This window comes from Oligoflexia bacterium, assembly GCA_034439615.1.
Taxonomy (GTDB): domain Bacteria; phylum Bdellovibrionota; class Bdellovibrionia; order JABDDW01; family JABDDW01; genus JAWXAT01.
In genome coordinates this window covers 209,807-225,057 of record JAWXAT010000047.1, presented here as the reverse complement: position 1 = coordinate 225,057, position 15,251 = coordinate 209,807, and the positions used below count along the sequence as shown (strand labels likewise).

Below are 15,251 nucleotides of genomic sequence, written 5' to 3'. Positions count from 1 at the left end.
AAAATGCTTCCCTTAATGATTTGTGATTATAATATAAAACAAGTGTTTTAAAAAACAAACACTTGTTTTAAACGTTTGTTTTATTAAGCCCCTATGGCATGCCAGATAACAGTTTAAGTGCAAGAAACTGTTCACTATTTTAGTCGCATGTAAAACTAAAATCCGCTAGACCTAGACCCCATGAATGAACCAGATAAAAATAGACGCTCCGTAATATGGATCGGAATGGTGAGTTTTTTTAACGACCTCTCCAGTGAAGTCGTATCAAAAGTATTGCCCATTTATTTAGTAACTGTTTTTAACACCAGTGCTATGGGATTAGGGCTCATCGAGGGAATTTCTGAAGCACTAAGTGTTATCACAAAACTTTTTTCAGGTATCTATTCAGATAAAATTCAAAAAAGAAAACCATTAGTTTTTTTAGGTTACGCAATGTCAATTGTGGGCAGATCATTTATCGTACTGAGTACTTCTGCTTTTGGAATTGGCGTTATTCGCGTTTTTGATCGATTGGGTAAAGGAATTCGAGGTGCACCTAGAGATGCTTTGATTGTCGACTTAAGCACAAAAGAAAATCTTGGTGAAAATTTTGGAATCAACCGCGCCTTAGATTCACTCGGTTCTGTTATAGGTTTGGGAACGCTGGCTTTGATCTTGCCCTTACTAAATGAGAATGACGAAGTAGTTTTAACCCAAGTACTTTTGATAGCAGCCGCTGCTGGGATATTAGCACTTATCGTACTGGCTTTATTTGTTCATGAACCTAAAGTGCATAAAGCTATTGAATCTCGAAAATTCACTTTTAATTTTAAAAAACTACATCCCAAGCTCAAACATTACCTCTTTATCGCTTTTATTTTTGCATTAGCAAATTCCAGTGATTCATTTTTAATTTTGAGAGCTAAAAAAATGGGTTTTTCACTTCGTGAAATTTTCATGATCATGACAGCTTTTAATGTAGTAACCGTTTATTCTTCATACAAGATTTCAAAAATTTCAGATAAATTAGGACGCAAATATGTCATGATTTTTGGATGGCTCACATACGCAGTGTCATATTTTTTTATCGGTTTACCAGGGCTCACGAATCATGCATTTGTTGGTTTAGTTTGTCTTTACGGACTCTTTTACGGATTCACTGAGAGTGTAGAAAAAGCTCTGGTGGCCGATTACGTGAATAAAGATAATAAAGGTGAAAGCTATGGGTGGCTCAGTGTGGTTAATGCACTGGGAATAGTTCCAGCAAATATTATTTTTGCTAGTATTTTTGATTCTTACGGAGTGCAATGGGCATTTTGGGCCTCAGCTACTTTTGCCCTACTTGGAGTTATTCTTTTGATATTCTTTAAAGAAAGAACGAGCGGTGAAATCAATGTTGCATAATGAAGAAGATGACCTCACTGATTCTGATTTAGATAACGATGAAGATGGCGACGAAGGTGGCAGCTCACCCGATGGTTACAAAAACTACATCACGCCCAATGGTTTTCAAAAATTAAAAACTGAATATCAAAAGCTCTTTCATGACGAGCGTCCAAAACTTGTAGAAACAATCGCTTGGGCCGCGAGCAACGGTGATCGCTCAGAAAATGGTGATTACATTTATGGAAAGCGAAGACTACGCGAAATCGACCGAAGGCTAAAATTCTTGGGTAAACGTATGGCCAGTGCAGTCGTAGTTGAGCTTGGAAAACAATCCAAAGAGCAGGTTTTGTTTGGCGCAAAGGTAACCGTTGAAGATGAAGATGGCCGTAAACTTAGCTATCAAATCGTAGGCGAGGATGAAATCGATATCGAAAGTCGTAAGATTAGCTGGGTGTCACCTGTGGCTAAGGCTTTGATGAATGCCCAAAAGGGCTCACACGTCATTGTGCAACGACCCAATGGTGAGACTGAGCTGAAAATTCTTAAAATTGAGTACCCAGAAGACGGAACAAGCTAAATCCACTAGACTTTTATTAAACTTGGTGTTTAATCAAGAACATGTTTTTAGCCATATTTCACGACGGGGATGATCCTCGTAATACAAAAGAATTCACCGACACAGTAAAGTTCATAAAGAACGACGCGGTTGTGGTTTACCCAACCGATACGGGTTATTCCATTGGCTGTGCTCTTCACAGCGAAAAAGCAACAGAGCGCATCACCCAAATTCAATTACGTCCTGTTGATAAACCCTATACAGTTATGTGTTCAGATTTAGAGATGGTGCGTGAATATGCCGTGATTGATGAATTTGCTGAATTTTTCTTAAAACAGCATTTACCCGGGCCATATACTTTTATCTTACGTGCTACAGATAAAGTTCCGCCATTGGCTGGAATGAAACGAGAATCTGTTGGTATTCGTATTCCTGAGCATGAGACCACTTTAGATTTAATTCGTGCATTAAAGAGCCCGTTTTTGAGTTCAACAGTTCGAATGGAAAGCGGTCCTGTTGATCCACTTTCAATCGCACGTTGGTATCACGGAAAAGTTGATGGCATCGTTGATGGTGGAGCTATTGCTCCACGCATTACCAGTGTTGTAGACCTTAGCGAAAATTCAGTACGTGTTATTCGCGAAGGTGTTGGCCCAGTTAATTTCTTTCGCTCAATGTAAATTAAAAAAAATAGGAGAACTCGTGAAGATTATTTTATCTATTACACTACTCATGCTCTCAACTTTTTGTTTCGCTGCGGTGAAAGAAAAAAAGTCATCTTATTATGTAAGTTGGGAATTATGTGATCAATGTAGCGAGCCTGAGAGTGTTTATCATGATGTCGAAACAAAAACGATTTTCATTTCAAACGTAGTTGGTCAGCCAGATAAAGCTGATGGACAAGGCTGGATTCAAAAAATTTCTGAATCAGGAAAAATGACAAGTACGAAATGGATTGAAGGCCTTAATGCTCCAAAAGGCATGCGTTCACACAAAAGCACTTTGTATGTTTCAGATATCCACGATGTTCTTGTTATCGATATTGCCACTGGGAAAATACTTAAAAAAATCAATATTGGTGATTCTAAATTTCTAAATGATATCGCAATTACAAATGACGGAACTATTTATGTATCTGACACATTTGGCTCAAAAATATATCAGATAAATCCTGATGGCACAGTTTCTGTATTTGCTCAAGGCAATCATCTCGAAGCGCCAAATGGGTTACTTATTAATGGAGATGATCTCATTGTTGCGGCGTGGGGGATACCCGATGCAAATTGGAAAACAAAAATCCCAGGAAATCTCTATAAACTTAATTTAAAAACAAAAAAGAAAACTCTTATTACTAAAAAACCTGCGGGTAATCTTGATGGTCTTGAAATAGATGAATTGGGTAATTATTTAGTCTCAGACTGGATGGCTGGAAAAGTTTTTTCAATCACACCATCGGGAAATGTGAGTGTCATGCTATCAGGTATGAAAGGCTCGGCTGATATTGGCTATATCGCAAAACAAAAAATGTTGATTGTTCCACGCATGGCAGAAAATTTAATCACAGCTTATGATTTAACTAAGCCGATTAATAAATAATTTAGCGAAGGTCACATTCCAGAAGTAATCCATCAAAACCAGTAATTTCTTTGTTGTTATCAACTGTACCGGTAAGTGGTGCGGTTAATGAAAAATTAGCGGGAAGCACAGTGGGCATCATACCTCTGTAAGATGAATTTCCCACACCCCAGTTATGCCATTTGCGTTGTCCAACGGTATCAAATCGACTGATGGCTGCTTCGATGATGCGACCACCAGAAGTTTCTTCAATGCTAATGGTGATATAAATAGTGTCATTTGCTGAGAGTTTAACTTCGGCTCTTTCGTAAGTTGATTTTTCAAGTGGAATTTTTTCACTCCAAACAACATCGGTCATAAGTTGTTTGGGTTGGTTTGGAACAAGTTGTCCAGCTTCTAATTGACACTCAAGTTTTGCTGCATTTGCAGTGCTCAGAAATACCGTGCTCAAAGCGATAATTAAAAGTTTCACCGGATTACTCCTCAATTACTAATGGCAGACATTTGCCAATATTGTGGGCTACTTATAGTTGAATTAACGCGATAGGTCAATGAAATGATTGGGCTATTAAATTTAACCCTGCTTTTTAACCCAAGCTTTGGGCTGAATTTTTGGCCTAGGCGTTTGGGGTTTGCTGACAGGTTTTGCGTCAGCAGCTTGCGCTGACTTGGGTGGTGTCGCTGGAGCTTTGGGCGGAACTACGCCTGGTGATGTGGGGGCCATTTTTTTAGTGGCACCATATTCACGGCGAAAAATCCCTGATTTTGAATAACTGCTCTGGGCTGATTGACGACAATCATCTTTGATACACGCTTTATCTGCGCACGGAATACAAAGCCATTTAGCTAAAATGCTGCGATTGGTGTGTTCGTAAAATTCAATATCAGGGGAATTCTTTTTGCAATGATCACAATCTGTACGAATATGATGAGCATGAATTCCGTGTTGCAATGGACCTTTGCTTTGAATCTTCTCGCGACGATCTGACTCTTTTTCTCGATCTAATTTTTCTTTTGAAACAACACCTGCTTTTATCAGTGCGTCTTTCAGCGAGTTACTCACGACGTAAACCTCTTGTTTAATCGGCTCCATAAGTGAAGCTGATTGATCTTTTATATTGTGCCTAATCTGAGAGGCAAATTCAAGATGGCCTTGATTTTTAAGCCTTAAAAGCTTCAGAAAAATGGACTAGCTCAGTGCAAACAGCTTTTAATTGTTTTGCATGCACGTCCTGCGTAAGCTTGGAATCTTTTATATTTTCTTGTCCGTTAGGTAGAGCCAATTGAGCCGGGATTACAACAGCCTGTAAATGCGTAAGACTGGCTCTCAGGTGTGTAATAGATCTCGTAGCCCCCCACCAACCAGAAGATGTACCAATGAGCGCAATAGTCTTCCCCTTAAAGGGATTTTTATTAGCTCGCGAAGCCCAATCAATGGCGTTTTTAAGGCCACCGGGAATAGAACCGTTGTACTCAGGCGTCGCGATTAAAATAGCGCTGGCCTCTTCAAGGGCTTTAATTAATTTCTGAGCCCCTGCCGGGAGACCTAGGGCGTCTTCGTCATCCCCATTGTATACGGGTAATTCCAAAGACTTTAGCTCAAGATAATTTATTTCACATTCTTGGGTTTTAAGTTCATCGCAAGCAATGAGTAAAAGTTTCTTGTTCAGTGAACCAGAGCGAAAACTTCCACAAAAGGCTAAGATTTTGGTTTGTATTTTTGCCATACAGATTAGCGTTATCCTTGGTTTTTCTCGCAGAGTCTAGAGCTATGTTCATAGGCGGTTGTCATTTTGCGTCAAACAGGTTAGGTTGCTACGAATTACAGTACGGTAGAGACACGTTGTTAAAGGTTATGAGCAATGAAGTTTAAGTTTGAACTCTTTAAAACAGACACCCATTCAAAGGCGCGACTAGGTCGGTTTTCAACACTTCATGGTGATGTGAATACCCCTGCATTTATGCCAGTGGGTACACTTGCTACTGTGAAGACCTTAGATACTCCTGAAATTGAATCTACTGGCAGCGAAATCATTTTAGGCAACACCTACCATCTACTTTTAAGACCCGGCATTGAGGTGTTTCAAAAATTTGGTGGTATTCATAAATTTATGAGTTGGAATAAACCAGTGCTTACTGACTCAGGTGGTTTTCAAATATTTTCACTTCCACGTTCTCGAAAAATTACTGAAGAAGGTGCTGTGTTTCAAAGTTACGTTGAAGGTAATGAGTACAAGCTTACACCTGAAAGCAGTATCGCTATGCAAAACGCTATTGGTTCAGACATCATGATGGTTCTTGATCAATGCATCACATCTACTGCTGAACATGCTGAAACAAAAAAAGCTATGGAGCTCACTCATCGATGGGCTTTGAGAAGTTTGGCTGCAAATGTGAATTCACATCAGGCTCTTTTTGGAATCGTACAAGGTGGTGTGTTTGAAGATCTTCGACGTCAAAGTACTGATTTTTTAACTCAACATGATTTTGATGGCTTAGCTATTGGTGGGCTCGCCGTGGGAGAAACTAAAGCTCAGCGAGAAGATTTCACCGAGCTTGTCGCAGAACTTTTGCCTAAAAATAAACCGCGCTATCTTATGGGTGTGGGAACACCGATTGATTTATTAGAGGCAGTTAAGCGTGGCGTTGATATGTTTGACTGTATTATTCCTACGAAGATGGCTCAACAAGGGAATGTTTATACTTCTCATGGAGAAGTAAAGTTATCTCAAGCCCAGTATCGTTTGTCAGATGAAGTTGTTGATTCTCAGTGTGAATGTAGCACTTGCAAAACTTATAGTCGTGGATACCTACATCATCTCACAAAATGTCGTGAGACATTGGGGTGGCGTGCACTTGCCTTACATAATATTTATTTTTATCAGAAGTTGATGAAAAATATTCGTGTGTCAATTGCTGAAAACCGGTTTATTGAGTATTACCGATCATGCCTTGCAAGTTGGCACGGAAGTGAAGAGGTTCTCGACGTAGAATTTTCTCGCGAACCGTCAGTAATAATTCATGTCAAGAAAAAAACCCGTGGACAATTTATAAATCAATAACGATTTTTCTCGTAATGATTAACCAAGTAGATTACTTATTTTCTCGGCAGCGTTTTTGCTGTTAATGTTTTTAATTTTTTATAAAGGGTTAAACAAATGCAAAAAGGTACAATCAAATTTTTCAATGCTTCAAAAGGTTTTGGTTTCATCGTTCCTGAAAATGGCGGCAAAGATGTATTCGTTCACGCGAATGATCTTGCTGGTGTTCAGCTTCAAGAAGGTGATCAAGTGGAATTTGAAGTTGTTGATGGCCGTAAAGGTCCTCAGGCAGCTCAAGTTCGCATCACGAACTAATCTTATTTAGAGTTGAAATTTGCCAAGGGTCGAGTTGAAAAACTCGGCCCTTTTATTTTTTAGTATAATTATGCAGCTTCGAGAATATGATTTTTCAAAATCGCCGTTAACGATTTCACAAGTGCTGTGATTTTATTTAGATCAGGCGATGGATTTTTTTCTAGGTAAGTTTCTGCTTCGCGAGCATGATCGGTGATTTCGGGCATTTGATAGGTTGCTCCCGAGCCTACTAATTTGTGCAGTAATTCTATCAATGTTGGCCATTGTTTATTCATAAGAGCTTCATCAATGTCTGTAATTTTTTGGGGAAAGCCTTTTATATACTCAACTTGAAGTTCTGCTAAAATGTCTGGTGGTAATGCCTTCATGCGGCCTCCTCGTTGGTGACGTCATTGCTGGTGTATTGGGTGGTAGCCACAGCTTCTGTTAATATAAAATAAAATGTTGCGCCTTTTCCAAATTCTGATTCAAGGCCTATGCGGCCACCGTGTTGTTCTACGAGTGCTTTACAGATGGGTAAACCTAACCCTGTGCCTCTAATAATTTTTGATTTCCCAGCATCGGTGCTTCTGAATTTTTCAAAAACATGATCTTTATGTTCATTGGCAATGCCAGGGCCCTGATCGCTGACGTAAATCATGATGCCATTTTCATAAGGTTCATAACCAATGGTGACCATAGAACCTGCGGGGCTAAATTTCGCAGCGTTTGAAAGTAAGTTTGTGATGACTTGTGTGATGCGATCGCGATCCATAAATGCTTTGTATTGCACATTTGGAAATGTCATTTGTATTTTTACTTTTGTAATTTCAAGTAACCCTTGAATTGCAGAAACGGCGGTTTCAACAACTTCATTGAGCATGTGCCATTTTTTATCTATTGAAAGTTTTTTACTTTCCATTTTTGTGAGATCTAAAATGTCATTGATAAGTCGAATCAAACGATCTGTTTCTTTTTCTGCAATAGTAAGTAGATCTTTTACCTCTGGGTTCACATCACTGACAGTGCCACTTAAGATTAAACTCAGTGAACCTTTCACGGAGGTCATTGGTGTACGGAGTTCATGGCTGGCAATAGAAATAAAATCTGTTTTCACGCGATCAATTTCTTTAAGTTCTGTAACTGTTTGACCTACACGCCCTGCCATTTCATAAAATCGCGCCTCAAGTTGCCCCACTTCATCTTCATTAGAATCGGGTGGTGGAAGTTGATAATTGCCAGCTTGATAGTCTTTCATTTTTTCTGAAAGCCTGCCCATCGGAATAAAAAGCCTGTGCTGTAAAAAACTATTCAAGATTAAAAGTATGACGCCAAAAACTATAAAATAAATAGCGGCAAATATAGTTGTAGCTTTTGTGGCATCATTTGCGCCCTCTTCGAGGGGCTTTAAAAACTTTTGTTGGTTTGCAATAAAAGAGCGAACAAAAATCATAAGTTGTGTTGTGCCGTGATGATCTTTTGAGCTTTTCCAAAAATTTTGAATCTCTCGAATTTTTGCAACACCTTGTTTGTCGTCGATTAAATTTAAAATCTCATTAAGATCACTCTTAATTTGATTGCGAACATTATTGAGTTGTTTTTTCTCTCTTTCATCAGGCTCAATGCTTCGTAGTTTATCTTCTTCAAAAAAACCACGCTCAAGATCAGTGGCGAGTGCTATGACTCTTTGGTTTTTTTGTAATTTTTCAGAGGCTTGATAAAGATTTGTAAGTGTTTTCCATAGAAATACAGAATTAAGACCGGTGACAAGTAAGAGTGCAATTAAAAGTCTGCTGAGTTGTTTTTGCAGGGTTTTCATGCTGCATTCTCATTGTTATGATCAAAGAGATATTTGTTGTAAATTTTTAACAGCTCGTTGCATAACTCTTTTGCATCAAAAGGTTTCACAAGATATCCGATAGCCCCAGCTTTGAACCCCTCATCAATATCTGATTGTTGATTTTTGGCAGTCATAAAGATTACGGGAATATTTTTTGTTTGGGGATTTTTTTTAAGTTGTCGACAGGCCTCAAGGCCATCCATTACAGGCATCATTCCATCAAGTAAGATCAGATCAAATATTTCAGTTTGTGTGCGATTGATTGCTTCTTCACCATTATTAACAATAACAACTTCATGCCCACCCACTTTTTGCAAAGTGAGTTTGGCAATGATCTGAATGCTGGGATCATCTTCGGCTAATAAAATTTTCATGAGCTTTTTGCGCTCTTATGAATACCTGTATGAGCATTCACCCAAAAACGTATTTTTTGTCTTTCACTATCAGTGAGACCAATAAAAGTAGCTTTGGTTAAAAATTGAAACCGCGCATCAGTCTTTACGTTGCAGTGAACAACGCGCATGGTTGGTGTTTCGATTCCGATAATGTCAAAAAGTGGGCTTTCTATTTTCATTTTTGAATTAGGGGCAGTGGCTACAGGGCCAACAATTGTGATGCTCTGCTCAGATACGCTTACAATTTCATTGGCGATGTCCCACTGTGCGGGCATGCGAACGGGGCTTTCTGCAAAATTTACTTCCGCCTTAAATTGAGGAGGGCGTTTTCTTAAAAGACTTTCTACTTTAGCAATGAATAAATCAGGATCGACGGGTTTGATAATATAATCATCGGCTCCGCAATCAAGACCATGTTGGACGTCTTTTTTATCTCGACGACCGGTGAGAAGTGCAATGGCAACATGGGGTGCGTGAGTGTGTGAACGTATTGTTTTGATAAGTTCAAAACCTGATTTATACGGCATGTTTGCATCTGACAAAACCAAATCAAATGATTCTTGTAAGAATTTATCCATACCTTCAATCGGGTTCAAAGCGGTGGTGACGGTGTATCCATTTGCTTCAAGAATTTTTTGAACGACTCGAAGTAAGTCTTGATCATCATCAACAATCAAAACATTCACATTGGTCATTTGAAATTCTCCATAACCTTTGGCTTTGCCTTATTGGGGCAAGCGCGTTTACAAGCATCTGTTTTCATAGTTGTTATCGGAATATAACTAAGAAATTGTAAGGGTTTAAGGGGTTTCGTCAGTGCCAAAGACGTGTGTTTATTAACCGAAACTAGTCTCAAGACTAGTATTTTAGGTTATAGGCGTGACCACACCGCAAACATTGAATTATTCGATAAATTCTTCTTTTAAAAATTGGTCACTAAATACACGTTCACCGTCTTGGCCTATGAGAATAAGACCAGTCACACCTGTGACTTTACTGGCATCACGTAGAGCTACCGCCAGAGGAACGGTTTTGGATTGTGCGCGGTAGTGGGCGGCAACAACAGCATATGTGGCATCAAACGTAAGTGCTGATGTGATGTTCATCGCTTTTCGAAAGCGTTTTTGATAGGCGGCTTCAATTTTTTTACTGAATTCAGATTTTCCAGGTAACCACTGTGAAGTGGTTACTAATTTTATATGTGTTTTTTGTGATTTAATTTTTTTCATCAGACCTAAAAAATTAACAGTGTCAATTGCAGCGACCATATATGGTTCTGATTCCATAGCCGTAATGATTTTACCAGCGACGATATCTCGTGTGGGTAAAAACAAAACATCTTTCTTCGTGGGGCGCCAAAGTTTTGCGTTGATATCTTTAAGTCGCTCAATACCACTTAAGCCTCTGAATAATATTTCGTTGGTGTTAATTTTTGCACCAGAGATATTAATTCTAAAAGTATCTGCAAGATCAGTTGAGTAGTCATCAGATACGTCTTTAAAAGTTGTGACACTTAAGCCATGTTTTTGCACTTCAGGAATTAAATAATCAGCCATGGATTTCACAAGTCGGCGATTCGATGCACAGATTCTAAACATAAATGCGCTATTTTTAGTTAAATCATTATGAGTGGCAAAAATCGATACCATTGGAATTTGAGATTCATTAATAAAGTCTTTTAAACCCAAAGCGACGTTTGAATAAAGAGGGCCTACAATGGCAATAGGTTTTTCATCTTCAACGATTTTTTTTAAAACTTTTTGAGCGTGCTGTGGATTATCTTTGTCATCAACGGTGAATAGTTTAAAATCTGATTTGGTTTTATTTTCAAGGTCATATTGATCAATTGAAAATTGCGCCACCTCGTTGAGGTTATCAAATTGTTCGGCGTCATCACTGGCGTGTACTGTGTAAAGCATGACAATTGAGGCTTTTTTAGATTTAGCAGTCGATTCAACACGAGCCATGGATACAGGGCTCGTGACTATGAGAGCTAAAACCAAGAATAACCCAAACCATTTATTTTCTAGTATCTTCATGAATGTTAAATTATTCATAATAAGTACTTGGTGCAAGGAACAAATTCATGAAAACTTACGAAATTCAAAGTCCTCAAAACGAGACCTATAAAGTATTTGAAAGCCTTTTGACCTCTTCGGGGATCATGGCTAACGACCAAGCACTTTTATTTGGCAAAAAAACCGTGCGTGAGACATTAGAGCATCATACCAAAAGCTGCTTGGGGATTATCCTGACACCGGAGATGGAACTTCCAACTTTTACTCAAAGTTCGAATTTGACGATTTATCGTTTAGATAAAGCTCTTTTTAAAAATCTTGATGTTTTTGGTAATCGGTTTCCGATTCTATTGATTACGCCCCCACAATTTTTACCCTGGTCTCCAGAATCAGCAAGTGACGGTTGTCAGCTGCTAATTGCGTTTCAAGAGCCAAGTAACGTGGGTGCCGTGTTACGTTCTGCAGCTGCCTTTGGTGTTTCAAAAATTATTATTTCAAAAGGTTGTGCCCATCCTTGTCATCCTAAGAGTAGCCGCGCTGCAAGTGGAACTCTTTTAAATCATGAATATTATCGAGCTGATTCTTTAGATAAAATTAATTTTGGAACATTACCAGTTGTTGCTCTCGACAGTACCGGATTAGAGATTTCTAAGTTTAAATTTCCAAAGCGGTTTGTGCTTGTTCCTGGCGTTGAAGGCCCGGGGTTTCCTGAGGGTTTTAAGCCTCAATTTATGGTCAGTATTGCTATGAAAAATCAGGTTGAATCACTCAATGCTTCAGTTGCTACGGCCATCGCGCTGTATGCTTGGTCAGTAGAAGTGTCTACTTTCTAGACGAATTTGACTTAAGCTCGCATATACACAAAGTAAAAATGTAAAATCGGTGACGTTTCTTGCGGTCTAGTGCGAACTATGGCGATGTGTTAAATTCTATGTCTATGAGAGGCTTGATTTTTAATTCTATTCTCAATATTTCACGAACAATAAGCGCACTTGCACTTGTGTTATTAGTTGTTGGTTGTGGAAGAAATCCTAACAGCAGAGATGACGCCTCACCTTTAATTGCTGCTGGTAAAGTGAGTGGAGCCCCTCATAGCACTCGCATCATTGATGGGCCAGGGGCAGTTGAAATTCCAGAAGATTACAAAAAAGACTGGGAGACACGTTATCAACCTGCGCTAGAAGAAATTGTTACTGTGAGTGTTGAAACTCCTCCTGAGTCAAAATCTAAAGAGAGTAAAGTTAAACGCCTACGTGTTTTAAAAATTGGTCAACAAACATTTACAGAAAGCCCTGTGAAAGACCGTGCACCAATAAGAAATTACCTGCCATTGAAAGTTCAAACTCCTGAAACAGCAGCTCCTAAACCCAAAGAGCAATCGACACAAACTGTACCAGTAACACCGGCTGCATCAACGCCAACTCCTGCGCCCACAGCACTGCCTGAGGGGCCGCAACCTTTGCCACAACCAACATTACCACCAGATCAACAAAAGTCCCCAGTGCCAGTATCAAAAAATGATTCAATTATTCCAAAGCCTGTTCGCACCCATGATGCTATCTGGGTTAAGATTTTTCCAATTTCAAAATCTCATCACACAGATGCCTACAAACAAACTGTAAAACTAGATTCAGCCGTTCTTAAGGCAATTGGTGGAGAACTCATTATCGCACGGTTAAGTGACGGTGTTGCTATTGCGAGTGCGAAGAAAATTTCGTTTAGTCTTAAATTAAAGAAAATGATCATTGACGATAAGTATTCACTTCCTTTAGCGGCTTATCATATTGTACCTGGGGTTTCGACGGTTATCGAAGTTTGCGGTGATGGGAGATGTCATGCTTATCGCGGTACATTTGTTGTCAGTTACGAAACACAAAAAACTCATGGAGCCTGCTCAGATGAAAGCTCAGTTTCATCACCTCATATTCGTGTAATGAATGTTGTCGATCTAGAAGATTATCTTTTTGGTGTAGTACCTGCAGAAATGGGGTCGGCGGGTAAAGACGAAAAATACGCTATGTTTGGCGATGAAGCATTAAAGGCTCAAAGTGTGGCAGCTCGCACCTATGCGACATATAAAGTGCTTATTCGTAAAAATTGGAAATCAAATAGCGATGCACCACTTACCGGTTGTGCAGATGTAAAACCCACAACTGACGATCAACAATACCTCGGCTACGAAATTGAAACAATTCGAGCAACGCGAGCAATTCAAGCAACCGCAGGGCGATTAGTTTATTATCAGGGCAAGGTGATTCAAGCTAACTTTCATGGCAATAGTGGTGGCCAGACAAAATCAATCAAACATTGGGGCAGGGGCAGACCAGAAGCTGAATTTCCCTATCTCGTGCCTGTGAATGAATATGATGTCACAGCAGTGAGAAGTGGAATCGGTGGTACTCGTAAGCGTGAGCTGAAACCGCAGATAATCATTAGTACTCTACGAAATTTACGTATTAGTTTTTCTGACCAATCAATTACACGTGTTGTTGTAAAAGATCGAAACTCTTCATCAGAAGTTACGGCACTTGAGATCGCGGGCCCAACAAGTTCAGTGATTCTTGCCGGAAAAAATCTTCTCGCTTTTTATGCCCACACAAATATTAAAATCAATGACTCTGACTATTTTGATGTGAAAATCCAGCCCACAGGCATTGTAACTTTTTATCTTTACGGCAATGGTCATCGTGTTGGTTTAAGTCAAGTAGGAGCCGCTGTACTTGCAAAAGCGGGTAAGCGATATTCAGATATTCTTCATTTCTATTACGGCTCTTCAGTTAATATTCGGTGATATTTTAATTTTTTCAAAAATCACAAGTTTTCGTCCATGACTTGTATTGCCTAAGCGATAGTCGATGTTTTCTAAAAGCTTAAACTGATGTCCCATTTCTTTGACAGCAGCATCAATTTCAGAATCAATCCCCGGTGTTTTCATTAATAAAACTTTTCCACCGGTTTGTAGGCAGTTTACGACGTTTTTAAGTGTGGCATTGGTGAGTTCTACAGCGCGCGTGATAACCCCTGTGACCGGATACTGCATCTTAGGATCAACATTTCTCCCGATGATGTCTAAATTCTTAAGGTCTAAATGTTCGCGAAGCTCTTTTAGAAATTCAACTTTCTTTTGAACCCCTTCGGCTAAAAATATCCGTGTTGATGGGGATACGATTTTAAGGGGAACACCAGGAAACCCAGCGCCTGTGCCCAAATCTAAAAGCCTCTCAGGTAGTTTTGTAATTTGAGCAACATAGATGCAATCAACAAAATGTTTTACAGCAACTTCTTCAAAAGTTGTAAGGCGGGTGAGATTATATTTTTTATTGTACTCAAGTAAAAATTTATAAAACTTTGCGAATTGCTCGAGCATTTCATTTGTCAATGATAGGGTGATGCCCGTTTTTTCAAAAACAATCTCAAGATTTTTTGCTACAGCAGATAACTGACTACTCACTTTAAAATACTCGTTTCATAAATAATTTATCTAGTAATAGGGTTTTGAGCAACTTGAGCCACAGCTTCAGCAAATGCTCGTGCAGCTTGTTCACATTCTGTTTGATCACCGCTCAAGAGCCCCCCAGCAAAGTTTGTTTCAGTTGGTGGACCATAAAATTTGGCAAGTTCTACTCGCGCAGCTTTCATGGCGGCATCAAGGCCAATCATAGCTTCTATTGGTGTAGCAATAAGATAGGCAAGTGAAGAACCAACGGGCACCTCTGCAACTTTTGAAAGATAGTGCCCTACACTTGAGACTACGTGGGGAAAGAAGTTGGTTTTTTGCTCAGGAAGTAATGTGTAAAACCAAGCCTCTTTTAAAAGACAATCTTCAGTAGCATCAAGCCCCTCTTTTACTTCAGAAGGATCACTACCTGAAATCACGCCGATGACTTCACCTGAAAGTGGGCCACTCGAGTGCCCGCTGCCTGCATAAAATGATTTCGCATAGATCACTTCGATATTGGCGTGTTTGGTGGCTTCATCAAGTGCGACATAAAGGGCGTCATCAAAGTCACAAGTAATAAGACCCAGACTTTCATGTTTAGAATTTTTCACGCCATACTGTTTTGCCAGTTGTGGAGTGATTTGATGAATTACTTGGCGGCTGAGTACTTTTGGTTTTAACGGTACGAGTTCCATAGTGTATCCTTAAAGCTTACAGCTCCATGAGGG

At 39.4% G+C, this 15,251-nt stretch carries 18 protein-coding genes; 8 read left to right on the top strand and 10 right to left on the bottom strand.

The annotated features are described in order from the left end of the window. Positions 1 to 180: 180 nt before the first annotated feature. From SGI74_11905 to SGI74_11890, 4 genes are read left to right on the top strand one after another with little or no spacing between them, the layout of a single operon-like run. On the top strand, positions 181 to 1,383 hold the full coding sequence (locus tag SGI74_11905) for an MFS transporter (GenBank protein ID MDZ4678198.1): 1,203 nt from the start codon (positions 181 to 183) through the stop codon (positions 1,381 to 1,383). Further along, entirely contained in the window at positions 1,373 to 1,942 is a 570-nt protein-coding gene (gene greB, locus SGI74_11900) for a transcription elongation factor GreB (protein ID MDZ4678197.1), read from the top strand. Before SGI74_11905 ends, greB begins: the two co-directional genes overlap by 11 nt. A gap of 41 nt (positions 1,943 to 1,983) precedes the next feature. Next, the gene (locus SGI74_11895) at positions 1,984 to 2,601 is read left to right on the top strand and encodes an L-threonylcarbamoyladenylate synthase (GenBank protein MDZ4678196.1); all 618 of its coding nucleotides are present in this window, start codon (positions 1,984 to 1,986) and stop codon (positions 2,599 to 2,601) included. A gap of 22 nt (positions 2,602 to 2,623) precedes the next feature. Beyond that, complete coding sequence (locus SGI74_11890) at positions 2,624 to 3,517, top strand: SMP-30/gluconolactonase/LRE family protein (protein ID MDZ4678195.1); 894 nt, start codon at positions 2,624 to 2,626, stop codon at positions 3,515 to 3,517. Between the two features lies 1 nt (position 3,518). On the opposite strand, the gene SGI74_11885 is transcribed toward SGI74_11890, so the two are convergent. The 3 genes from SGI74_11885 to SGI74_11875 form a co-directional block, all read right to left on the bottom strand. Next, on the bottom strand, positions 3,519 to 3,968 hold the full coding sequence (locus SGI74_11885) for a hypothetical protein (protein MDZ4678194.1): 450 nt from the start codon (positions 3,966 to 3,968) through the stop codon (positions 3,519 to 3,521). 102 nt (positions 3,969 to 4,070) lie between these two features. Beyond that, positions 4,071 to 4,559 (bottom strand): hypothetical protein, encoded by a 489-nt coding sequence (locus SGI74_11880; protein MDZ4678193.1) that lies wholly within the window; start codon positions 4,557 to 4,559, stop codon positions 4,071 to 4,073. Positions 4,560 to 4,656: 97 nt separating this feature from the next. Further along, entirely contained in the window at positions 4,657 to 5,223 is a 567-nt protein-coding gene (locus SGI74_11875; protein ID MDZ4678192.1) for an NAD(P)H-dependent oxidoreductase, read from the bottom strand. Positions 5,224 to 5,358: 135 nt separating this feature from the next. Between SGI74_11875 and tgt the strand changes: the two genes are divergently transcribed. After that, entirely contained in the window at positions 5,359 to 6,558 is a 1,200-nt protein-coding gene (tgt, locus tag SGI74_11870) for a tRNA guanosine(34) transglycosylase Tgt (protein MDZ4678191.1), read from the top strand. 96 nt (positions 6,559 to 6,654) lie between these two features. Beyond that, entirely contained in the window at positions 6,655 to 6,852 is a 198-nt protein-coding gene (locus SGI74_11865; protein MDZ4678190.1) for a cold shock domain-containing protein, read from the top strand. Positions 6,853 to 6,920: 68 nt separating this feature from the next. Here the strand turns inward: SGI74_11865 and SGI74_11860 are convergent, their stop codons facing one another. The 5 genes from SGI74_11860 to SGI74_11840 all read right to left on the bottom strand — a co-directional run bounded on the left by SGI74_11860 (position 6,921) and on the right by SGI74_11840 (position 11,105). After that, positions 6,921 to 7,220 carry an Hpt domain-containing protein gene (locus SGI74_11860; protein MDZ4678189.1) on the bottom strand — a complete coding sequence of 100 codons (300 nt, stop codon included), beginning with the start codon at positions 7,218 to 7,220 and terminating at the stop codon, positions 6,921 to 6,923. Next, on the bottom strand, positions 7,217 to 8,650 hold the full coding sequence (locus tag SGI74_11855) for a HAMP domain-containing sensor histidine kinase (GenBank protein MDZ4678188.1): 1,434 nt from the start codon (positions 8,648 to 8,650) through the stop codon (positions 7,217 to 7,219). Before SGI74_11855 ends, SGI74_11860 begins: the two co-directional genes overlap by 4 nt. Beyond that, positions 8,647 to 9,045 carry a response regulator gene (locus tag SGI74_11850; GenBank protein ID MDZ4678187.1) on the bottom strand — a complete coding sequence of 133 codons (399 nt, stop codon included), beginning with the start codon at positions 9,043 to 9,045 and terminating at the stop codon, positions 8,647 to 8,649. The genes SGI74_11855 and SGI74_11850 overlap by 4 nt, the downstream gene beginning before the upstream one ends. Further along, positions 9,042 to 9,761, bottom strand: a complete 720-nt coding sequence (locus SGI74_11845; protein ID MDZ4678186.1) for a response regulator transcription factor — start codon at positions 9,759 to 9,761, stop codon at positions 9,042 to 9,044. Before SGI74_11845 ends, SGI74_11850 begins: the two co-directional genes overlap by 4 nt. Positions 9,762 to 9,968: 207 nt before the next feature. Then, positions 9,969 to 11,105 (bottom strand): ABC transporter substrate-binding protein, encoded by a 1,137-nt coding sequence (locus tag SGI74_11840; protein MDZ4678185.1) that lies wholly within the window; start codon positions 11,103 to 11,105, stop codon positions 9,969 to 9,971. A 47-nt stretch (positions 11,106 to 11,152) separates the two neighbouring features. On the opposite strand from SGI74_11840, the gene SGI74_11835 reads away from it, so the two are divergent. Further along, entirely contained in the window at positions 11,153 to 11,917 is a 765-nt protein-coding gene (locus tag SGI74_11835) for an RNA methyltransferase (protein ID MDZ4678184.1), read from the top strand. Positions 11,918 to 12,021: 104 nt separating this feature from the next. Continuing rightward, the gene (locus SGI74_11830) at positions 12,022 to 13,875 is read left to right on the top strand and encodes a SpoIID/LytB domain-containing protein (GenBank protein MDZ4678183.1); all 1,854 of its coding nucleotides are present in this window, start codon (positions 12,022 to 12,024) and stop codon (positions 13,873 to 13,875) included. Here the strand turns inward: SGI74_11830 and rsmG are convergent. Both rsmG and eutL read right to left on the bottom strand, forming a co-directional pair. Next, on the bottom strand, positions 13,858 to 14,535 hold the full coding sequence (gene rsmG / locus SGI74_11825; GenBank protein MDZ4678182.1) for a 16S rRNA (guanine(527)-N(7))-methyltransferase RsmG: 678 nt from the start codon (positions 14,533 to 14,535) through the stop codon (positions 13,858 to 13,860). The two genes, SGI74_11830 and rsmG, sit on opposite strands and share 18 nt — an antisense overlap. A 26-nt stretch (positions 14,536 to 14,561) precedes the next feature. Continuing rightward, positions 14,562 to 15,218, bottom strand: a complete 657-nt coding sequence (eutL, locus tag SGI74_11820) for an ethanolamine utilization microcompartment protein EutL (protein MDZ4678181.1) — start codon at positions 15,216 to 15,218, stop codon at positions 14,562 to 14,564. Positions 15,219 to 15,251 lie beyond the last annotated feature (33 nt).